Here is a 20543-nt window from a genome sequence, read left to right on the forward strand (position 1 = left end):
GCCCGCGGCAGGGCGGGCATCCCGGGGATTCCCGGAGCGACCGTACCGGTGGTCCTCGCCGGGACGATCGACCGGCCGCACCGCGGCGGACCGACCGTTCTCCCGGCGGACGCCGGGACGGCTCCGACGAGGTAGGCGGGGCACGGCAGCGACGGGACCGGCCCGATGCGGACGCCACCGCCGACGAGACCCGGCAGCGGAACCGGCGATCCGGTTCCGGTCCCGCTGCGGGTGGCGCGCGCCGTCCGGGGCGGGATGCCGCTGAGACCGCCCGGGGTCGTCGTACCGACGGCCCGGGCGACCGTGGCGACCGTGGCGACCGTGGCGACCGTGGCGACCGTGGCGACCGTGGCGACCGTGGCGACCGTGGCGGGCGGCGCTCGAGTGGAGACAGCCGGGACGCCCGGCGCGGTGAGCGGCGGGGTCCGGCGCCGGCCGCGAAGAGCCGGGGCGGCGGAAAGCGGGCGGACGGAGCCGGTGCGGGCCGGGACCGGCCCGGACGTGGCGGCGGTTCCGTGCGGACCGGCCGGGCAGTACCCACACCGGCAGATCCGGCGCGCACCGTCGCGCTGGAGACCCTGCGTGCGGTACGGGACCGGGATGCATACGCCAATCTGGTTCTGCCCGGGCTGCTGCGCGAGTATCGGGTGGAAGGGCGCGACGCCGCCCTGGCCACCGAGCTCGGTTACGGAGCGTGCCGAGCCCTGGGTGTGCTCGACGCGGTGATCGCCGATTGCGCCGGGCGTGCGATCGAGGAGATCGACGGTTCGCTGCTGGATATTCTGCGGCTCGGTACCTATCAATTGCTGCGTACCCGGGTCGAACCGCACGCCGCCGTGCACACTTCGGTGGAATTCGCCCGCGCCGAATCAGGTCCGGGCCGTGCCGGATTCGTCAATGCGGTCCTGCGCCGGGTCACCGAGCGGAGTCCGGAAGAATGGATCGCCCGGCTCGCCCCCGGCGATCCGGTCGACCGGCTCGCTTTCGAACACGCCCACCCGGTGTGGATCGCCCGAGCGTTCGCCGACGCGCTGGGCGCCGACGCGGGTGAACTGGCCGATCTGCTCGCCGCCGACGATGCTCGCCCGCTGGTGCATCTGGTGGCCCGGCCCGGGGATATCACGGCGGAGGAACTCGCCTTGGTCACCGGCGGCGAGGAAGGCCGATGGTCGCCGTACGCGGTGTATCTGGAGGGCGGCGATCCCGGCGCGCTGGAGCCGGTGCGCGAGGGAATGGCGGCGGTCCAGGACGAGGGCAGCCAGCTCGTGGCCCTCGCCCTCACCCGGGCGGCCCTGCACGGCGAGGACGGCGGCCGCTGGCTGGACCTGTGCGCGGGTCCCGGCGGTAAGACCGCACTGCTCGGTGCGCTGGCCGGTATAGACGGCTATCGGGTGGACGCGGTGGAACCGGCACGGCACCGGGCCGAGCTCGTCCGCACCGCCACCAAGGGCTTGCCGGTGGAAGTGCATATCGTCGACGGCCGCGACAGCGGGCTGACGCCCGGCTACGACCGCATCCTGGTCGACGCGCCCTGTACCGGCCTCGGCGCGCTGCGCCGCCGTCCGGAAGCCCGCTGGCGACGCACGCCCGGAGATATCGCCGACCTGGTCACCCTGCAGCGCGAACTGCTGACTGCGGCGTGGGATCTGCTCCGGCCGGGCGGTGTGCTGGTGTACTCGACTTGTTCACCGCATCTGCCGGAAACCGTTGCCGTGGTAGCGGATACGGTTCGCCGCACCGGTGCGGAGCAACTGGATGCCCGACCACTTCTCCCCGGGGTCACCGGGCTCGGTGCGGGGCCGGCGGTCCAGTTGTGGCCGCATCGGCACGGCACCGACGCCATGTTCGCCGCCGCGCTGCGCAAGCCGGTGTAGTCCCCGGCGCGGGTAGCGGCGGATTTCCTGGTCCGCCGCGCCCGCGCCCGGCACACTTGATCCATGGGTATCACCTGGGCGAACGTGGTACGACTGGCCACCGAACTGCCGGAGGTCGCCGAATCGACCTCCTACCGCACCCCCGCGCTCAAAGCCGCGGGCAAGAGTTTCGCACGGTTGCGCACCGAGGCCGACGGTGGTCTGGCGCTGCGCTGCGAGATGGCGGAGAAGGAAGCCCTCCTGACTTGCGGCGACGCCGCCTTCTACACCACCCCGCACTACGACGGTTATCCCTACATCCTCGTCGACCTGGACCGCGTCGACCCCGGCCAGCTCCGGGAACTGCTGGATGCGGCCTGGTGGCTGGTGGCCCCGGCGAGATTGCGCAGGGCCCGGGAGCGCACCGGCGACGAGTGAGGGAGACGGGCGTGCCCGGCTACACGGCGTGGACTTTCACCCAGGTGCTGTTCACCGCGGCATTACCCGAGATGCGGTCCACTTGTTCCGGATCGTGCAGCAGATTGACGTTCGCGCCGGGTTTCCCCGCCGCGACGGTCCAGCCGACCCCCGGCTCGCCGTGACCCCAGCCGTGCGGGATGGCGACCGTACCCGGCCGGATATCGTCGCTGATCTCGACCGGGACCACGATGGAACCGATGGGTGAGCTCACCGTGACCCGGCCACCGTCGGACAGTCCGCGAGCGGTCGCGTCCTGCGGGTGCATGAGTGCGGTGCAGCGGTCGCGGCCCTTCACCATCGACGGCACATTGTGCAGCCAGGAATTGTTGCTGCGCAGATGGCGCCGCCCGATGAGCCGCAGATCGAAACCGCGGTCGCGGTCCGCGCCGCCCGCGCGTGCCTCGTCGAGCAGGCGGCGCGCCTCGGTGACGAACTGTCGCGGTGCCAGGTGGACGCGGCGGTCGGCAGTGGCGATGAGCGAGTGCAGGCGCGGTCGCAGCGGTCCCAGGTCGATTCCGCCGCGCGCCGCCCGGACCTTCTTCAGCGTGACGCCCGCCCGTCCGCGCCGCAGTACGCCGTGCGGGCCGACCGCCATGCCGAGCGCGGCCGCCCGCAGTGGACTGAAGCGGGCGAACACCGCGTTCAGCGCCCGCCCGGTGACGGTGCGCACCGGAAGCGGCAGGATCTCGGTGGTCAACCGGGCCATGATCTCCCAGTCTTCGAGGCCGTCGCGCTCCGGTTCGATCGCGCGAGTGTTGAACCGGATGTTGTTGTGCACGCTGAACATGGTGAGCAGGATGTCGAGGTCTTCGCGTTCCAGCGGCGAGAGCGGCGGCAGGATGATATCGGCGTGGCGGGTGGTCTCGGTGATGTACATATCCACTGCCACATAGAAATCCAGTGCGGCCAGGGCTTTGTCGAGTTGTCCGCGCTGGGGTGTGGACAGGACCGGATTGCCCGCATAAGTGATCATCGCGCGGATCCGGTCCGGGCCCTCGTCGAGGATCTCCGAGGCCAGTGCCGCGACCGGCAGTTCGAACCGGAACGATTTGTACTTTCCGGAGCGGTCGGTCCAGGCGCCGTAGTTCGGCGACACCCGGCGGGCCAGCGGCAGCAGGTCCACGGCCGGAGTGGCGTACATCTGGCCGCCCGGCCGGTCGAGATTGCCGGTGATCGCGTTGATGGTGTTGACCAGCCAGTGGGTGACGGTGCCGGTGAGGGTCTGGCACACCCCGATCCGGGCGTACATCACCGCGGATTTCGCGGCGGCGTGCTCGCGGGCCAGGCGGCGGATCGTCTCGGCGTCCACTCCGGCATGGGGGGCGGCGTCCTCGGGAGTGAAACCGGTGACCAGATCACGCAATTCGTCCAGACCGGCGCACTGGGTGCGGATCGCGGTCCGGTCGCACAGGTCCTCGGTGATCAATACGTGCAGGACGGCCAGCAGCAGATACGGGTCGCCGCCGGGCAGGACGGATACGTGTTCGTCGGCCAGGCGGGCGGTCTCGGTGCGGCGCGGGTCGATCACGACGACCTTGCCGCCGCGGGCGCGCACGTCCTTGATCCGGTCGCGGGCGCCGGGCATGGTGGTGACCGATCCGTTGGACACCGCGGGGTTGGCGCCGATGATCACCATCCGGTCGGTGCGATCGATATCGGCGATGGGCATCAGGAAATTCGACCCGTACATCTGCCAGGCCACGAATTCCTGGGGAAACTGGTCGATCGAGGACGCTGTGTAGAAGTTGCGGGTCATCAGCGCCATCCGTAGTGCGAAGGCGTACATGATCGCCGAATTGTGCGCGGCCGGGTTACCCAGGTACATACCGACCGAATGTGGTCCGTGATCGCGGCGGACCTGCCGGAGCCGGGTGCCGATCTCCTGAAACGCCTCGTCCCAGCCGATGGGCTCGAATTTCTCGCCCACCCGGCGTACCGGCGTGCGCAGCCGGTCCGGATCGTCGTGCAGACCGGCCATGGCGGTGGCCTTGGGGCAGATGTAGCCCTTGGACAGCACATCGTCGGGATTTCCCTCGATCTTGGCGACTTTCGTGTCCTCGACGGTCACCAGGATGCCGCAGTGGGCCTCGCACAGGGTGCATTGCCGGGCGATGGTTTCAGCGGTCATAACTCACATCACCTTCTGCCGCGTCGCCGTCGACGCGCGATCCGCAGGAGCGCCGGATTACGGGCTGATCCGGCTGATCGGTTGCTCGGTGAGAAAGCGGGCCTCGGACCGTGGCCGATTGAGATGAATACCCACTCACACTCTCAGAGATGAGGGTAGACCGATCGGCGAAGTGGGCACAACAACCGCGCGTACTACTCCCGCGAGGATTGGTCGCGCAGTCGTGCCAGCGTCTTGGCGAGAATGCGCGAGACATGCATCTGCGAGATCCCCATCTGCTGCGCGATCTGGGTCTGGGTCATCGATTCGAAGAACCGCATGGTCAGAATGCGGCGCTCGCGCTCGGGCAGCCCGGCCAGCAGCGGCCGGATCGCCACGTATTCCTCGACCCGGTCGAACTGCGCTTCTTCCTCGCCGAGTGTGTCCAGCAGCGACGCGTCGGTATCGCGGCCCACCGAGGCCGCGTCGATCGAGGTCGGCTGATAGGCGTTACCGGCGATCACAGCCTGAGTCACCTCGTCCGGATCGACGTCCAGTTCGGCGGCGATCTCCTTGGCCGTCGGCGAACGGCCCAGTGATTGCGACAGCGAATCCACGGCGGCACCGATCCGCAGGTGGGTCTCCTTCACCCGGCGCGGCACCCGCATCGCCCAGGTGTTGTCGCGGAAATACCGGCGGACCTCACCCATGATCGTGGGGACCGCGAACGACAGGAAGTTCGAGCCCCGCGAAATATCGAAACGGTCCACGGCGTGCACCAGACCGACCCGGGCGACCTGGGTGAGATCGTCGAACGGTTCGCCGCGCCCGCTGAATTTGCGGGCGATATGGTCGGCCAGCGGGATGCACCGGGCGATCAGTTCGTTGCGCAGCGACGCCTGCTCCGCCGAATCCGGCTGGGCCGCGGCCAAGCGGACGAACAGATCCGCGACATCGTCGTACCCGCCCGCCGACGACGAATTCTCCAGTTCGGCCCGGGTTTCGGTATCGGCCTCGGCATCCGCCTCGGCGGAATCGGCCTCGGTGCTGCCGGATTCGTTCGCCGGACCTTTGCCGTGCTCGTCCTCCGAAGATTCGAGCGGTTTCTCTTGCTCGGTCACTACGCTTTCCCCCGGACCCGACGGAACTCGACCGCTGTCGGATATCCGGAAACCTGCTGATCGAAGGGGTCCTGCCGGGCATCGACCGCATCGGTCAGCGTGCGCAGCACATGCCAGCCGAAGCTTCGCGCATCGGGCAGCCCCTCCCGCCCCGCCACCCCGGCGACCAGCACCCGCAGCTCGGTGTCACCGATGCTGAAAACACACTGCAGGCTCGTATCCGGGGCAGCCAGGCCGATCAGCGTCGAGCAGGCCTCGTCCACCGCCAACCGGATATCCGCGACTTCGTCGAGGGTGAAATCGCTGAGCAGGACCAGAGTCTCGGCGAGACCGCGCACGATCGGCAACTGATTCACCGATGCCGCCACCCGAATCTCCACCGGGGCACCGTGGAGCCCTTGTTCCGCCGAAGTATTGATCACGCAGCCGAGTCTATGGGCGAACCCCCGCAATGAGGGGAGCGGGTCACACCCGCAGCCCGAACCCGGCCGCGACACCCGGTCGCCGGCCGTCGCGACCCCGCAGCGAACACCACCTTTCCGTGGCCGGAACCACCCGCCGGAACCGTCCGATCCCGAGAAAGCGAGGCGACCGATCGCAAGCGGCGGAAGGGCTCGCTCATCCAGAGGCACATCACCGTCCGACACCGCCGATTTCGTGCACGCCGCACTCCTGGGCGAGTTTCCGATCCACCACCCCTCCTACTCCACATCGACCACATCCGTGGTCGGGGCCCGCCCCGGCTCCGGGGCGACGGAGCGAAGGAGCGCAGCGGCTGAGCGCCGGAGTGAAGAACAGGGTTGATGAGGGCACCGCCCCGCCCTGCCGAAGACCGGGCCAGGAACACGGTCGAGGCCCGCCCCGCTTCCAGCGACGGAGCGGGTGCGTGAAGCGGAGGAGCGAGCAGTGCGGAAGGTGGGCGTCCAGGGCCAGTTCACCGTCCGAACCCGGCGAAGTCGTGCCCGCCCCAGCCCGAGACGATTTCCCGATCCACCACCCCTCCTAACTCCGATGGTCTGCATCCGTGGTCGGGGCCCGCCCCGGTTCCGGAGCGACGGAGCGGGGGAGCGAAGCGGAGGAGCGCAGGAGTGAAGAACCGGGGTTACGAGGGCCCCGACACCCCCGCCGAAGGCGGGGCAATGAACACAGCCCTACACTCCGCGTGTGACTGCGTCCGAGCCCACGTTCACCCGTCCCACAGTTCCGATGATCGCCCCGTCGATTCTGTCCGCGGATTTCGCCCGGCTGGCCGATGAGGCCGATGCGGTGTCGACCGCCGATTGGTTGCACGTCGATGTGATGGACGCACATTTCGTCCCGAATCTGACCCTGGGCCTACCCGTGGTGGAGAGCCTGCTGAAGGCTACCGATATTCCGCTGGACTGCCATCTGATGATCGAGAATCCGGGCCGGTGGGCGCCGCCGTACGCGGAGGCGGGCGCCTACAACGTGACCTTTCACGCCGAGGCGACCGAGGATCCCGTGGCCGTGGCCCGTGATATCCGGGCCGCCGGGGCCAAGGCGGGATTGTCGGTGAAACCGAATACCCCGATCGAGCCGTATCTGGAGATCCTGCGCGATTTCGACACCCTGCTGGTGATGAGTGTCGAACCCGGTTTCGGTGGGCAGTCGTTCATCCCGGCAGTGCTGGAGAAGGCCAGGATCGTCCGGCGTCTGGTCGATGCGGGGGAGTTGCGGTTGGTGGTGGAGATCGACGGCGGGATCAATGCCGACACCATCGAGCAGGCGGCGGCGGCGGGGATCGATTGTTTCGTGGCGGGTTCGGCGGTCTACAACACCGAGGATCCCGGCGCGACCGTGGAGAAGTTGCGTCGGCAGGCCGAATCCAGCTGGTCGGCGCATCACGTCGCGCATTGATGTTCCGCGTTGCCGCCGATGGTCGTGACCGGCGGCGGCCGGGTCAGCGGCGACCGCGGGCGCTTTCCCGGGCGGTGTCGACCACTGTGTGCTGTGGCGGCCGGGTGCCCAGCGCGTCCGGTCCGGCGACCCACAGGCGGTATCCGCTGGCCTCGTCGGCGGCCGAGGGCAACACGATCTGGCTGCCGGTACCGGCGACCGTGGTGTAGAGCCGGAAGAGTTCGGCGGCCGCGGTGGCGGTGAATTCGTCGAGCCGGGTGGGGCCGGTGAGGAAGGTCCAGCGCCCGGCGCGGGGGTGGGCGAACACCGGTCCGGCGATTCCGGCCGCTCGTAGTCGGGCCAGTACTTGTTCGCCGAGTTCTGTCGGCATGGTGACGGCGCCGTAGGTGGCGCCCACATGCAGCAGGATGCGTTTCGAGGCCGGATCGACCACCGCGGGCAGCAGATCCTTTTCCCGGTACCGCCGGCAGTGTCGTTCCAGGGCGGCTTCGGTGAAAGTGGTCATAGCGGTTCGGCTTCCTCGAGTGGTGGCGTGCCTGGCTGGGGCATCGACCGCTGGCGCGGAGGTCGGACGGATCCGCGTGCGGGGATCCGATGCCCGGACAACACTGTCGCTGGGCCGAGAGACGCTGGATCTCCGCGCCGGGGCCGGTCGTGTCCGGCCGGGCGGCTTTCCGGTTGGATCCAGTTGTCGTGATGAAGGCTTGTGGCGCACGGTGTTCCGCGGCGGTGGCCGTCCTCGTACGAGTGGTGTGCCCGGCCGCTCCGCGGGGTGGTCGAGGCGGGTGAACCGGTCACCTCACAATATTGCGTCAGCCGTTGTGAGCGTGCAAATCGAGAAACATTTCGGGTTTCGATGCGGTCTCGTTCGGGCAAAGCGGCAGTGGATGAGTTCGGTCCGGACCGGATAGTGGCCCGTCGGAAGTGGTATCGATGATCGCGGGAGAAATGTGACGGTGATCTCCGAACTGTAAAATTTCCGGTTTTCACCTGTCGGCTGGACGGCTTGTGGATCGGAGTGTCCGGTGGGTGGCCGACGTCATGGCCGGGCCCCGGACCCGGCCACTAGTCTGGTCGTGGACGGCGAACTGGGAATACTCGATGGCACTCCCGCCGTTCCGTATGCGGAACACCGACGCGAAAACGGGAGAAGGCATGTTCACGGGCATCGTCGAGGAACTGGGCGAAATCGTCGCCCGCGAGCAACTGACCGACGCGGCGCGGTTGACCATCCGCGGGAAGCTGGTCACCTCCGATGCCGGGCACGGCGATTCGATCGCGGTCAACGGCGTCTGTCTCACCGTGGTCGACGTTCTCGACGAGGCGTTCACCGTCGATGTGATGGGGGAAACGCTGCGACGTTCGAGTATCGGCGGGCTCGCACCCGGTTCCCGGGTCAATCTGGAGCGCGCGGCCGCGGTGAACAGCCGTCTCGGTGGCCATATCGTGCAGGGGCATGTGGACGGTACCGGCACCATCCTGGCCCGGACGCCGGCGGACAACTGGGAAGTGGTCCGGGTATCGCTTCCCGACGCGATCGCCAAGTATGTGGTGGAGAAGGGGTCCATCACCGTGAACGGCATCTCGCTGACCGTCTCCGCGCTCGGCCGGACCGATACCGCGGCTGCCGACGGCACCCGGGACTGGTTCGAGGTCTCGCTGATCCCGACCACGCTGAGCCTCACCGATCTGGGCGCATCCGCCCCCGGGACGGTCGTGAATCTCGAGGTCGATGTGATCGCCAAGTACGTCGAACGCCTCCAGCAGCGCGGCTGACGACTCCGGCCGCACCCGGACCGGCCGAACAGACCCAGTAGTGTGATCGGGACCTATCGAGATGGAGCATTGCAGACGTGACCAGGTTCGACAGCATCGAGCGCGCGGTCGCCGATATCGCGGCCGGGAAACCGGTCGTCGTGGTCGACGACGAGGACCGGGAGAACGAGGGCGACCTCATCTTCGCCGCGGAGAAGGCCACCCCGGAACTCGTGGCGTTCATGATCCGCTACACCTCGGGCTACATCTGTGTACCGCTCACCGGTGACGACTGCGATCGGCTGGGCCTGCCCCCGATGTACGCGGTGAACCAGGACAAGCACGGCACCGCCTACACCGTGTCGGTCGATGCGAAAGAAGGCGTGACCACCGGTATCTCCGGTGCCGACCGAGCCACTACCATCCGCCTGCTGGCCGACGGCGACGCCAAACCGAACGATCTCACCCGGCCCGGCCATGTGGTGCCGCTGCGCGCCAAGGACGGCGGGGTGCTGCGTCGGCCCGGCCATACCGAGGCCGCCGTGGATCTGGCACGGATGGCCGGTTTGCGACCGGCCGGGGTGATCTGCGAGATCGTCAGCCAGAAGGAAGACGGGCATATGGCCCGCACCGACGAACTGCGGGTTTTCGCCGACGAACACGAACTGGCGCTGATCTCGATCGCCGAGATGATCGCCTGGCGGCGTAAGCACGAGAAGCATGTCGTGCGGGTCGCGCAGGCGCGGATCCCCACCGTGCACGGTGAGTTCACCGCCGTCGGTTACCAGAGCATCTACGACGACGTCGAACATGTCGCGCTGGTCCGCGGGGATGTCGGCGACGGCGAGGACGTCCTGGTCCGGGTGCATTCGGAATGCCTGACCGGTGATGTCTTCGGTTCGCTGCGCTGTGACTGCGGGCCGCAGCTGGATGCCGCGTTGGAGATGGTGGCCGCGGAAGGCCGGGGCGTGGTGCTGTACATGCGCGGGCACGAGGGCCGCGGTATCGGCCTGATGCACAAACTCCAGGCCTATCAGCTGCAGGATTCCGGGCACGACACCGTGGACGCCAATATCGAGCTCGGGCTGCCGGCCGATGCCCGCGACTACGGGACCGGCGCGCAGATCCTGGTGGACCTCGGTCTGCGGTCCATGCGGCTGCTGACCAACAATCCGGCCAAACGGGTCGGGCTCGACGGTTACGGGCTGCGCATCACCGAGCGGGTGCCCATGCCGGTGCGGGCCAATGCCGAAAACCTGCGCTACCTGCGTACCAAACGCGACCGGATGGGCCACGATCTGGTGGGTCTGGACGACCTGGATCTCGGGGAGACAGCGCAGTGACGACAGCCGGATCGAAAGGCAGGAACCGATGAGCGGCACCGGAGTACCGAGCTTCGCGCTCGCGGACGCCAAGGATCTGCGGCTGGCGATCGTCGCATCGCGCTGGCATACCGAGATCTGCGACACGCTGGTCGCCAATGCCGAACGCGTCGCTGCCGAGGCCGGGGTGCACCACACCACGGTGGCGCGGTGTGCCGGAGCCATGGAGTTGCCGGTCCTGGCGCAGGAGCTCGCTCGCACCCACGACGCCGTGGTCGCGCTCGGCGTGGTGATCCGGGGCGACACCCCCCATTTCGACTATGTCTGCGATTCGGTGACCGCCGGCCTGACCCGCGTATCGCTGGACGAGAGCACCCCGGTCGCCAACGGCGTGCTCACCACCAACAACGAACATCAAGCCCTCGACCGGGCCGGACTGCCGGATTCGGCGGAGAACAAGGGTGAACAGGCGGCCGCGGCCGCATTGGACGCCGCCCTCACGCTCCGCGCGCTCCGCACGGCGGGCTGAGTCGTGCCCGTGGACCGGATCCGGCGCCGGAGCGAGACCTCCGGCGCGGAACCGCACGCCGTCTGGGAACTGGACGTGCGCCCGCGTCGGTCGCGGCGCACGGCGGTGATCGTCGCGGCCGTCCTGCTGGTGGCGTTCGTGCTGTTCGGGATCTTTCTGCGGTCGGACTACACCGGAGTGAACTTCCGGGTGGTGGACCAGTTCGCGATGGCGGCGATCGGGTTCTTCGGCGCGGCGGCCGTCCTGCTGCTCACCCGGCCTCGTGTGCGAGCCGGCCGCAACGGTGTGGTGATCCGGAATGTGCTCGGGGACAACGAGTTCGAGTGGAAACATATCCGCGGTGTGTCGTTCCCCGACCGTAAGGCGTGGGCTCGGCTGGAACTGGTGAACGACGACTACGTACCGATGCTGGCGGTGCGATCCAACGACGGCGACCATGCCGCGGCGGCCCTGGACCGGCTCCGTGAACTCGGCGCGAAGTACACCTCGTCCGACCGGTAGCCGGGCGCGCGGACCGATTTCGGAGTCGGAGTGTGCACACCGACCTGGCCGCGGGTGGTCAGCCCGCGGCCGGTGACGGATCGACGCGGATGATCGGTGGTAGCTGGTAACTTCCGTCGAAGACGGCGTCGAGCGGTTCGTAGATACGCAGGAGCGGCCGGAACGTACCCGCCGGGGCGGGTAGCCAGTTTGCGCGCTGGTCCGGATCGCTGGGTTCGTCGTATCCCAGCACCACGGTGAGCGAACCGTCCGGGGCGATATGCAACCCGGGGGTGCGATCTCCGAGCGAGTAGCGGTCGATCGGGTTGGCCACCAGATAGAAATCCGGCGTGTCGTACATGGTCACCGACCAGAACGCAGCGCACGGTGGCGGCTCGGGGAAACACAGCTCGTAGCGGTGGGTGCCGTCGAGCGGACGGCCTTCGCTGTCGGTGTAGACCATCGCGTAGGCGGCCTCGTAGCCGTGGTTGCCCCACAGCCCGGCGCGGGCGGCACCGGCGCGGAGCAGGTAGCGGTCCGGATCGTCGGGCATCTTCCAGTGCGGATCGTCGCGTGCGCCGATCTGGAAGAAATCCAGGTTGTAATCGAAGATGTGATAGGTCAGATTCCAGCCGTTCTGCCGGGGTGTGCTGCTGTGGGTCAGCGCCGATTCGAGTCGCTGCTTCCCGGCCGCGAGGCCGTCCCGCAGTACGGCGGCCCGGTCCGGGGCGAGATCGGCGTAGGGAGTCTCGGTGTCCAGCAGTCCCAGCGGCTCGAAACGTCGCTGGTAGTGACGGTCGCGCTCGGCAGGCGGGTAGGCACGCATCCGGACACGTAGCTGTTCGAGAAAGGCGAGGTCTTCCGGCACTCCCGGCGCAGATCGTGGCAGGCCCGATCCCGGGGCCGTGGGCGTCAGTCGCAGCTTTTGCTGGAGCGCGCGCACCGCCGCGAGGTCGGCATCCCCGGCCACGGCCCACCGGCCGACGATGGTAGCGACCGTGGTGGGAGATTCGATCACGGCGACACCTTCCGGCGGCATACCGTCCCAGTCCGGCGGGACCAGCAGGTAGGACCCCGCGCGGGTGCCGGTGGACCGGTGGCCGACATAGGCGAAGTTTTCTGTCCAGGCGTCGACGAACTGCATCACGTAGTAGCGACCTGCCGCATCCGGGATATCGAGGCGGACCGGGCCGCCGCCCATATCGATGTTCGCGATCGAGTAGACGGTGTCGTTGTTGATGGAGACGAAAGTGTCCTTCGGTCCCGCCAGGGCGGTGGCGTGGCTGAACTCGTTCCACGGTGCCGGAGGCAGGTTGCCCATTCCCGCACCGATGAACCGCTCGACCTGCTGGAGAGCGAAGACGAGTGGGAACCCGTAGACGAACGCGTCGGCGACCAGCGCGGTCAGTTCGGCTCGGGAGAGCCCGGCGGTATCGGTACTCGGCATTGCCTCAGCCGATCACGCGAACATCGCCCACCGGATCACCCGCTCCGGGTGATCCGGCGGCGGCCGGTCAGCGGGTGTCGCCGAGGACCTCGCCCTCACGCCGTGGATCGGCACCGCCGACCCAGCCGGCGTCACCGTCGCGGCCGAGCACACTGAGTCCGCTGGTCTGGGGGGCCACCGATACCTGATGACCGCGTTCCCGCAACCTGGTGACCAGGGGATCGTGGCGGCCGTCGTCGCTCGCGTCGATCGCCGGGTGTTCGCCGCCGATATTGGTGACAGGCGTATTCGCGGCGCCGAAATTCACCGCGGAGACCGCCTGCTGCGGATCCAGGCCCCAGTCCAGCATGCCGACAAGGGTTTTCACCACGAACTGGATGATGACCGAACCGCCGGGCGAGCCGACGACATGGGTGAGCGCGCCTCGTCCGGAACCGTCCCCGCCGTCGAACACCAGGGTCGGGCTCATGGAACTCCGCGGACGTTTACCCGGTTCGATCCGATTGGCGACCGGTTTGCCGTCGGTGCCGAGCGGGTCGGTCGCGAAGTCGGTGAGCTGGTTGTTCAGCAGGAATCCGTCGACCATGTGGAAGGAACCGAAGGCCGACTCCACCGTGGTGGTCATGGCGGCGGCATTGCCGTAGGAGTCGACCACGGAGATATGGCTGGTGCCGTGTTCGGGCTGCTGGGGTCCGATTCCCACCGGTGCGGGGCCGAATTCACCGGGCTTCGCGGTGCCCATGCTCTGGTGCGGGTCGATGAGCTCGGCGCGTTTGTCCAGGTATTCCGGATTCACCAGGGTGTCCGGTGAATTACCGGGCAGTGGAACGTAATCCGGGTCGGCCACGTATTTGTCGCGGTCTGCGTAGGCGAGCCGTTCGGCTTCGGCGATGAGATGAACCGCCGCGGCCTGCGGTACGCCACCGTTACGGTCCACCCGCTCCGGCGGCATCGCGGGCAGATCGAAGTTCGCCAGAAGGCCGAGCGTGGCGGCGACCGTGATACCACCGGAGGACGGTCCCGGCATACCGCAGATCTCGTGCGCGCGGTACGCGGTGCACAGCGGGGTGCGTTTCACGGCTCGGTAGGAGTCGAGGTCCGCGGCTTCCAGGAGGCTCGGGGTGCGCCCGCCGGCCGGCGAACCGGCGGCGGTGACGATGTCCTGTGCGATCGGACCGGTATAGAACCCGTCCGCGCCCTCGGTGGCCACGGTGTTCAGGGTTTTCGACAGGGCCGGATTGGTGAGGACGGCGCCGGCTGCCTTGGGCGAGCCGTCCGGGTTCAGGAAATACTCGGCGGCGGCCGGGTCGCGAGCCAGTTCGGCCGCGGAGTCCGCGATCTGGCCGGCCAGGCGCGGACTGATCTCGAAACCCTGATCCGCCATGGCGACGGCGGGGTCGAACAGCTCCCGCCACGGGACGTGGCCGTGCTCGGAATGGGCGAGCTCAAGCATCCGGACCACTCCCGGCACCCCGATCGAACGTCCGCTGGCCCGGGTATCCGGTTTCGGTTCGGTGCGGTCGGTATCGCTGATCCAGCGCAGATAGTTCTCGGTGGCCTGGGCGGGCGCGGTCTCCCGGCCGTCATAGGCGTCCAGGGTCTCGTGCTCGGCGTCGTAGTAGAGCAGGAATGCGCCGCCCCCGAGGCCCGAGGCCTGCGGTTCGGTGAGACCCAGCACCGTCTGCGCGGTGATCAACGCGTCCGCCGCGGTACCGCCGGCCCGCAGCACCTCACAGGCGGCGCGGGTCGCGTGGGAGTTCGCGGTGGACACGGCGTAACCACTGGTGCGGACTGCGGTCATCTCACTGCGGTAGCCGGACGCGATCTCCGGGTTCGTCGCGAGATCCCGGGAGGTCGGGGCGGCCGAACCAGCCGCCGGTGCGGCGGTCACCGGGGTGCCGTTCGGTACCGGCGTACACGGGCCCGCGGCCCCGGTGTCGTCGGAACATCCGCTGAGCGAGCCTGCCAGGAGCAGCGCCGTCACTGTCAGCGCGTACCGAATCCGTTGTATCGGGCGCATATTCGAACTCTAGCGGTCGGCGGCCCCGGCGGCGGGTGAACTCGCCCCGGTCGGGGGAAGCGACGCCGGACCTGCCGATACTCCGGGTGCGCGCCGCAGTGTGCCGCGTCGCGGCAGGAGGATCCCGGCCGGGCGATCCATCGCACCGCCACCGCAGCCCGCATGCGCGGAAACCCGCACACCGCGCGACCCGTCCCCCGGCGGACCGATACCCCGGCGGATCGCCACCGGAGCACGCCGACCGGCGGCGGAGTGTGTCCGAGGCCGCTACTACGCTGGATACGTGGCAGATCCCGCGACGTACCGGCCGCAGCCCGGCTCCATTCCGCTCGAACCCGGTGTCTACAAGTTCCGGGACTCCTACGGCCGGGTCATCTATGTCGGCAAGGCGAAAAGCCTGCGTAATCGGCTCAACTCGTATTTCGCCGATATCACCGCCCTGCATCCGCGGACCCGTCAGATGGTCACCACCGCCGCGAGCGTCGAATGGACGGTGGTGTCCACCGAGGTGGAAGCGCTACAGCTCGAATACAACTGGATCAAGGAATTCGATCCGCGGTTCAACGTCCGCTACCGCGACGACAAGTCCTATCCGGTGTTGGCGGTCACCCTGAACGAGGAGTACCCGCGGCTTTTCGTCTACCGGGGCGCCCGGAAGAAGGGGGTCCGGTACTTCGGCCCCTACGCCCACGCCTGGGCGATCCGGGAGACCCTGGATCTGCTGCTCCGGGTCTTTCCCGCCCGTACCTGCTCGGCCGGGGTCTTCAAACGGCACAACCAGATGGGCCGGCCGTGCCTGCTCGGCTATATCGACAAGTGTTCGGCTCCGTGTGTGGGTCGGGTCTCCGCCGCGGAACATCGGCGGATCGTCGAGGATTTCTGTGATTTCCTGGCCGGTCGCACCGACCGGATGGTCAAGGATCTGGAACGGCGGATGCAGGCCGCCGCCGAGGACCTCGACTTCGAGAACGCGGCGCGACTCCGCGACGATGTGCAGGCCCTGCGCCGGGCGCTGGAGAAACAGGCGGTCGTCCTGGGCGACGGCACCGATGCCGATGTGATCGCCTTCGCCGGCGACGACCTCGAGGTCGCCGTGCAGATCTTCCATGTCCGGGACGGCCGGGTACGCGGTCAGCGCGGCTGGGTGGTGGACAAATCCGGTGACGCCGCCGATACCCCCGAACACGGTGGTGAGCTGGCCGCGTTGGTGGAGCAGTTCCTCACCCAGTTCTACGGGGAGCAGGCGGCGGTGGCCGAGCAGACCGCGGGGGAGCAGGCGGCGGCCGTGGTGCCGCGGGAGGTGCTGGTGCCCGAACTCCCGGCCGATGTCGACGAGGTGCAGCGCTGGTTGTCGACGCTGCGCGGTGCGTCGGTGCGGGTGCGGGTCCCGCAGCGCGGCGACAAGAAGGCCCTCGCCGAAACCGTGGCCCGTAATGCCAAGGAAGCGCTGGCCCAGCACAAACTCCGCCGCGCCGGTGACCTGACCTCGCGTTCGGTGGCGCTGCAGGACATCCAGGACGCGCTGGACCTGGATACCGCGCCCCTGCGGATCGAATGCGTGGACATCAGCCATGTGCAGGGCACCGATGTGGTGGCCTCCCTGGTGGTCTTCGAGGACGGGCTGCCCAAGAAATCCGACTACCGCCACTACGCCATCCGGGAGGCCGCGGGGGAGGGGCGCTCCGACGATGTCGCCAGTATCGCGGAGGTGACCAGACGCCGGTTCGCCCGGCTGCGCCGGGAGCGCGACGCCACCGAGCAGGCGGACCTCGCGGGGGCGGTCCCGGTCGCGGATTTCGCCACGTCCGCGGCAGACGACGGTGCCGCTTCCGGGGACACGGACGCCGAAGCCGAGATCGTGACCCGGCCCGGAATCGACCCGAAGACCGGGCGGCCGCGCAAATTCGCCTATCCCCCCAACCTCTACGTCGTCGACGGTGGCGCGCCGCAGGTGGCTGCCGCGGCCGAAGTGCTCGAGGAGTTCGGTATCACCGATATCGCGGTGGTCGGCCTGGCGAAACGCCTGGAAGAGGTCTGGGTTCCCGGCGAACCCGACCCGGTGGTGCTGCCGCGTACCAGCGAGGCGCTCTACCTGCTGCAGCGGGTACGTGACGAAGCACACCGCTTCGCCATCACCTTCCATCGCAGCAAACGGTCCCGCCGGATGACCGCGTCCGCGCTGGATGCGGTACGCGGCCTCGGTGAGACCCGGCGAACCGCGCTGGTCACTCATTTCGGCTCGGTCGCGCGGCTCAAGGAGGCCACCGTCGAGGAGATCATCGAGGTTCCCGGTATCGGGCGCGCCACGGCGGAAGCGGTACTGGCCGCGCTGCACGAGCGATAGCGCCCGGCGCGGCGCCCGCCGCAACTGCGCGGCGACCGGCGCCGGTCACGTACGTTTGTTCCTGCGTCCCGCGGTAGCAGATCGGGCGCGACCCTACAGCAAGGTGACCGAAACGCATTCCCGAACAAGATCCGGGTGGTACATGACTCGCGTCGAATCGAACAACAGTACGAAGGTGGTGCCGGGTACCGAATCCGGCCCGGGCACCCCGGTCGAAGTCGTGATGGTGACCGGCCTGTCCGGTGCGGGGCGGGGGACGGCCGCGCGGGTACTCGAGGATCTGGGCTGGTATGTCACCGACAACCTGCCGCCGGAACTGATCGGCCGCATGGTGGAGCTGGGTTCCTCCGCCGATCCGCCCATCCGGCGGCTGGCGATCGTGATGGATGTGCGCAGCCGTTTCTTCACCGGCGACCTGCCCGCGGTCATCGAACAGCTGCGGACCCGTGGCGTCCCCACCCGGATCCTCTTCCTGGAGGCCTCCGACGATGTGCTGATCCGCCGCTTCGGTTTCGCCCGGCGCCGCCACCCGCTGCAGAACGACAGTGCCGACGGGACACTGTCGGCGGGAATCGCCGCCGAACGGGTCCGGCTCGCCGGCGTGAAGGCCGCCGCCGACGTGGTCATCGACACCACCGAACTGTCCATCCACCAACTGCACCGGAAATTGGAGGAGGTCTACGGCGGCGGCACGCCAGCGGCACTGCAGTTGACCGTTCAATCCTTCGGCTTCAAGTACGGTGTCCCGCTGGACGCGGACATGGTGCTGGATGTGCGTTTCCTGCCCAACCCGCACTGGGTACCTGAACTCCGTCAGCACAGCGGTCAGGAAACGGTGGTCAGCGACTATGTGCTGTCGCGTCCGGGTGCCGACGACTATCTGCGGACCTGTGATCACCTGATCGAGCTGACCACCCAGGGTTATCGCCAAGAGGGGAAGCGTTACATGACGGTCGCAGTGGGCTGCACCGGCGGCAGGCATCGCAGCGTCGCGATCGCCGAGGCCCTCGGCAAGATCACCGGCAGCCGGATCGACGAGGGCGCGGACGGGCCGGTGGACGCGGTACGGGTACTGCACCGGGATCTGGGGCGCGAATGACGACCTCGGAGCCCGGTTCCGCCGACCCATCCGATCCCGCGGTCGTCGCACTCGGCGGCGGGCACGGGCTGTACGCGACCCTGTCCGCGGTCCGGCGGATCACCCGCCGGATCAGTGCGGTGGTGACGGTCGCCGACGACGGCGGCTCCTCCGGGCGGCTGCGCGCCGAATTGGGTGTACCACCGCCCGGTGATCTGCGGATGGCGCTCGCGGCGCTGGCCGCCGACGCCGACGGGGTGCTCACCCGCACCGTGCAGCACCGGTTCGGGGGGACCGGCGCCCTGGCCGGCCATTCCGTGGGCAATCTGCTGCTCGCGGGACTCACCGAGGTGCTCGGCGACCCGGTCGCCGCGCTCGATCAGGTGGGCGCGCTGCTCGGTATCAGCGGGCGGGTACTGCCCATGTCGAATATCCCGCTGGATATCGAGGCCGATGTCGCCGGGCTGGAAGCCGATCCGCGGGTGAGCCGCTGTATCCGCGGCCAGGTCGCGGTCGCCACCACACCGGGAAAGGTGCGGCGGGTGCGGTTGCTGCCCGCCGACCCGCCGTCCTGCGCCGAAGCCACCGCCGCCATCGAACGAGCGGACGCGGTGATCCTCGGGCCCGGCTCCTGGTTCACCAGCGTCATACCGCATCTGCTGGTACCGGGGTTGCGTGACGCGCTCGTGCGCACCCGGGCGCGTAAGGTGCTGATCCTGAACCTCGCCGCGCAGCCGGGTGAGACCGCGGGGTTCTCCGCCGAACGGCATCTGCATGTATTGTCCCAGCACGCACCGGATTTCGCGGTCGACGAGGTTCTGGTCGACTCCGGGTGCGTGCCGGAAGGGCGGGAGCGTGAGCATGTGGCCAGAGCTGCCGGTCAATTACGGGCGCGAGTAGTCTTTTCCGATGTCGCCGACGCGGGAACCGACCGGCACGACTCCGGAAAGCTCGCCGCCGCACTGGATCAACTGATCCGCGAACCACGGCCACAACTGCCGGGGCTTCGAGTCGAGGGACGGCACACGGTTCAGGATGTGCGGTCCGGGTTGGGTGGAAAGGAGCACGTCTCGTGGCGATGACAGCCGAAGTGAAAGACGAGCTGAGCCGGCTCGCCGTTACACAGGTGAGTGCGCGCAAAGCCGAACTGTCCGCCCTGCTGCGTTTCGCCGGCGGCCTCCATATCGTCGGTGGGCGGGTGATAGTCGAAGCCGAAGTCGATATGGGGTCCATTGCCCGGCGGCTACGGCGGGAGATCTTCGAACTCTACGGATACGGGTCGGATGTGCATGTGCTCAGTGCCGGTGGCCTGCGCAAATCCTCCCGGTACGTGGTCCGTGTCGCGAAGGAGGGCGAAGCCCTGGCGCGGCAGACCGGGCTGCTGGATGTACGCGGACGTCCCGTGCGGGGACTACCGGCACAGGTGGTCGGTGGCAGTGTCGCCGACGCGGAAGCCGCCTGGCGCGGTGCCTTCCTGGCTCACGGATCGCTCACCGAACCCGGCCGCTCCTCGGCCCTGGAGGTGAGTTGCCCCGGACCCGAAGCCGCCCTGGCGCTGGTCGGTGCCGCCCGGCGGCTAGGGATCTCGGCCAAAGCCCGCGAGGTGCGCGGCACCGACCGGGTCGTGGTCCGCGACGGTGAGGCGATCGGCGCCCTGCTCACCCGGATGGGCGCCCAGGACACCCGGCTCACCTGGGAAGAACGGCGGATGCGGCGGGAAGTGCGCGCCACCGCCAACCGGCTCGCCAATTTCGACGACGCCAACCTGCGTCGCTCGGCGCGTGCCGCGGTCGCGGCGGCGGCACGGGTGGAACGGGCCCTGGAACTGCTCGGCGAGGACGTACCGGACCATCTGGCCGCGGCGGGGAAGCTGCGGGTCGAGCACCGGCAGGCCTCTCTCGAAGAACTCGGCCAGCTGGCCGATCCGCCGATGACCAAGGACGCGGTGGCGGGCCGGATCCGGCGCCTGCTGTCGATGGCCGACCGGCGGGCGAAAGAACTGGGGGTTCCGGATACGGAATCGGCGGTCACGGCGGAGCTTCTCGACGACGCCTGAGGACTCCGCTCCGCCGCACCGGGCGTCCGTCGGTCATCCGTCCGGCCGGTGCGGCGGAGGTGCGCTCCGCGGC

17 protein-coding genes are annotated in these 20543 nt (G+C 68.7%); 11 read left to right on the top strand and 6 right to left on the bottom strand.

Going from position 1 to position 20543, the window contains the following annotated elements; translation table 11 throughout:
• Positions 1-515: 515 nt before the first annotated feature.
• Positions 516-1874, top strand: coding sequence for an RsmB/NOP family class I SAM-dependent RNA methyltransferase (locus tag ACWCPQ_RS15740; RefSeq protein WP_449899106.1), 1359 nt, complete (start codon positions 516-518; stop codon positions 1872-1874).
• A 63-nt stretch (positions 1875-1937) separates the two neighbouring features.
• Positions 1938-2291, top strand: coding sequence for an MmcQ/YjbR family DNA-binding protein (locus ACWCPQ_RS15745; protein ID WP_449899109.1), 354 nt, complete (start codon positions 1938-1940; stop codon positions 2289-2291).
• 19 nt (positions 2292-2310) lie between these two features.
• Here the strand turns inward: ACWCPQ_RS15745 and ACWCPQ_RS15750 are convergent, their stop codons facing one another.
• The 3 genes from ACWCPQ_RS15750 to ACWCPQ_RS15760 form a co-directional block, all read right to left on the bottom strand.
• Positions 2311-4461, bottom strand: coding sequence for a molybdopterin oxidoreductase family protein (locus ACWCPQ_RS15750; RefSeq protein ID WP_449899110.1), 2151 nt, complete (start codon positions 4459-4461; stop codon positions 2311-2313).
• Positions 4462-4655: 194 nt separating this feature from the next.
• Complete coding sequence (locus ACWCPQ_RS15755) at positions 4656-5429, bottom strand: SigB/SigF/SigG family RNA polymerase sigma factor (protein ID WP_449899359.1); 774 nt, start codon at positions 5427-5429, stop codon at positions 4656-4658.
• Between the two features lie 131 nt (positions 5430-5560).
• The gene (locus tag ACWCPQ_RS15760; protein ID WP_449899111.1) at positions 5561-5983 is read right to left on the bottom strand and encodes an ATP-binding protein; all 423 of its coding nucleotides are present in this window, start codon (positions 5981-5983) and stop codon (positions 5561-5563) included.
• Between the two features lie 784 nt (positions 5984-6767).
• Between ACWCPQ_RS15760 and rpe the strand changes: the two genes are divergently transcribed.
• Complete coding sequence (gene rpe / locus ACWCPQ_RS15765; RefSeq protein WP_449899362.1) at positions 6768-7439, top strand: ribulose-phosphate 3-epimerase; 672 nt, start codon at positions 6768-6770, stop codon at positions 7437-7439.
• A 43-nt stretch (positions 7440-7482) separates the two neighbouring features.
• On the opposite strand, the gene ACWCPQ_RS15770 is transcribed toward rpe, so the two are convergent.
• Complete coding sequence (locus ACWCPQ_RS15770) at positions 7483-7944, bottom strand: hypothetical protein (RefSeq protein ID WP_449899113.1); 462 nt, start codon at positions 7942-7944, stop codon at positions 7483-7485.
• Positions 7945-8594: 650 nt separating this feature from the next.
• On the opposite strand from ACWCPQ_RS15770, the gene ACWCPQ_RS15775 reads away from it, so the two are divergent.
• The 4 genes from ACWCPQ_RS15775 to ACWCPQ_RS15790 all read left to right on the top strand — a co-directional run bounded on the left by ACWCPQ_RS15775 (position 8595) and on the right by ACWCPQ_RS15790 (position 11546).
• Entirely contained in the window at positions 8595-9215 is a 621-nt protein-coding gene (locus ACWCPQ_RS15775) for a riboflavin synthase (RefSeq protein ID WP_449899116.1), read from the top strand.
• Positions 9216-9292: 77 nt separating this feature from the next.
• The gene (locus tag ACWCPQ_RS15780) at positions 9293-10537 is read left to right on the top strand and encodes a bifunctional 3,4-dihydroxy-2-butanone-4-phosphate synthase/GTP cyclohydrolase II (protein WP_449899118.1); all 1245 of its coding nucleotides are present in this window, start codon (positions 9293-9295) and stop codon (positions 10535-10537) included.
• Between the two features lie 28 nt (positions 10538-10565).
• Complete coding sequence (gene ribH / locus ACWCPQ_RS15785; RefSeq protein ID WP_449899120.1) at positions 10566-11045, top strand: 6,7-dimethyl-8-ribityllumazine synthase; 480 nt, start codon at positions 10566-10568, stop codon at positions 11043-11045.
• A gap of 9 nt (positions 11046-11054) precedes the next feature.
• Positions 11055-11546, top strand: a complete 492-nt coding sequence (locus tag ACWCPQ_RS15790) for a PH domain-containing protein (protein WP_449899122.1) — start codon at positions 11055-11057, stop codon at positions 11544-11546.
• A gap of 58 nt (positions 11547-11604) precedes the next feature.
• Here ACWCPQ_RS15790 and ACWCPQ_RS15795 read toward each other — a convergent pair whose 3' ends face one another.
• Both ACWCPQ_RS15795 and ACWCPQ_RS15800 read right to left on the bottom strand, forming a co-directional pair.
• Positions 11605-12972: a DUF1254 domain-containing protein gene (locus tag ACWCPQ_RS15795; protein WP_449899124.1), complete on the bottom strand. Its 1368-nt coding sequence runs from the start codon at positions 12970-12972 to the stop codon at positions 11605-11607.
• 67 nt (positions 12973-13039) lie between these two features.
• The gene (locus ACWCPQ_RS15800) at positions 13040-14992 is read right to left on the bottom strand and encodes a gamma-glutamyltransferase family protein (RefSeq protein ID WP_449899126.1); all 1953 of its coding nucleotides are present in this window, start codon (positions 14990-14992) and stop codon (positions 13040-13042) included.
• A 283-nt stretch (positions 14993-15275) separates the two neighbouring features.
• On the opposite strand from ACWCPQ_RS15800, the gene uvrC reads away from it, so the two are divergent.
• The 4 genes from uvrC (at position 15276) to whiA (ending at position 20470) form a co-directional block, all read left to right on the top strand.
• Positions 15276-17336: an excinuclease ABC subunit UvrC gene (uvrC, locus tag ACWCPQ_RS15805; protein ID WP_449899127.1), complete on the top strand. Its 2061-nt coding sequence runs from the start codon at positions 15276-15278 to the stop codon at positions 17334-17336.
• 223 nt (positions 17337-17559) lie between these two features.
• Complete coding sequence (gene rapZ / locus ACWCPQ_RS15810) at positions 17560-18435, top strand: RNase adapter RapZ (RefSeq protein WP_449899364.1); 876 nt, start codon at positions 17560-17562, stop codon at positions 18433-18435.
• Positions 18432-19496, top strand: coding sequence for a gluconeogenesis factor YvcK family protein (locus ACWCPQ_RS15815; protein WP_449899129.1), 1065 nt, complete (start codon positions 18432-18434; stop codon positions 19494-19496). Before rapZ ends, ACWCPQ_RS15815 begins: the two co-directional genes overlap by 4 nt.
• The gene (gene whiA, locus ACWCPQ_RS15820) at positions 19493-20470 is read left to right on the top strand and encodes a DNA-binding protein WhiA (protein ID WP_174372421.1); all 978 of its coding nucleotides are present in this window, start codon (positions 19493-19495) and stop codon (positions 20468-20470) included. The genes ACWCPQ_RS15815 and whiA overlap by 4 nt, the downstream gene beginning before the upstream one ends.
• Positions 20471-20543: the final 73 nt, after the last annotated feature.

The organism is Nocardia sp. NPDC001965, from assembly GCF_053594175.1.

What these genes read in the sequence shown, in the direction of transcription:
- ACWCPQ_RS15770 (WP_449899113.1), bottom strand. Translation starts at nt 7,944, where the DNA reads ATGACCACTTTCACCGAAGCCGCCCTGGAACGACACTGCCGGCGGTAC.
- rpe (WP_449899362.1), top strand. Translation starts at nt 6,768, where the DNA reads ATGATCGCCCCGTCGATTCTGTCCGCGGATTTCGCCCGGCTGGCCGAT.
- ACWCPQ_RS15815 (WP_449899129.1), top strand. Translation starts at nt 18,432, where the DNA reads ATGACGACCTCGGAGCCCGGTTCCGCCGACCCATCCGATCCCGCGGTC.
- ACWCPQ_RS15800 (WP_449899126.1), bottom strand. Translation starts at nt 14,992, where the DNA reads ATGCGCCCGATACAACGGATTCGGTACGCGCTGACAGTGACGGCGCTG.
- ACWCPQ_RS15745 (WP_449899109.1), top strand. Translation starts at nt 1,938, where the DNA reads ATGGGTATCACCTGGGCGAACGTGGTACGACTGGCCACCGAACTGCCG.
- whiA (WP_174372421.1), top strand. Translation starts at nt 19,493, where the DNA reads ATGACAGCCGAAGTGAAAGACGAGCTGAGCCGGCTCGCCGTTACACAG.
- rapZ (WP_449899364.1), top strand. Translation starts at nt 17,560, where the DNA reads ATGGTGACCGGCCTGTCCGGTGCGGGGCGGGGGACGGCCGCGCGGGTA.
- ACWCPQ_RS15775 (WP_449899116.1), top strand. Translation starts at nt 8,595, where the DNA reads ATGTTCACGGGCATCGTCGAGGAACTGGGCGAAATCGTCGCCCGCGAG.
- ACWCPQ_RS15795 (WP_449899124.1), bottom strand. Translation starts at nt 12,972, where the DNA reads ATGCCGAGTACCGATACCGCCGGGCTCTCCCGAGCCGAACTGACCGCG.
- ACWCPQ_RS15750 (WP_449899110.1), bottom strand. Translation starts at nt 4,461, where the DNA reads ATGACCGCTGAAACCATCGCCCGGCAATGCACCCTGTGCGAGGCCCAC.
- ribH (WP_449899120.1), top strand. Translation starts at nt 10,566, where the DNA reads ATGAGCGGCACCGGAGTACCGAGCTTCGCGCTCGCGGACGCCAAGGAT.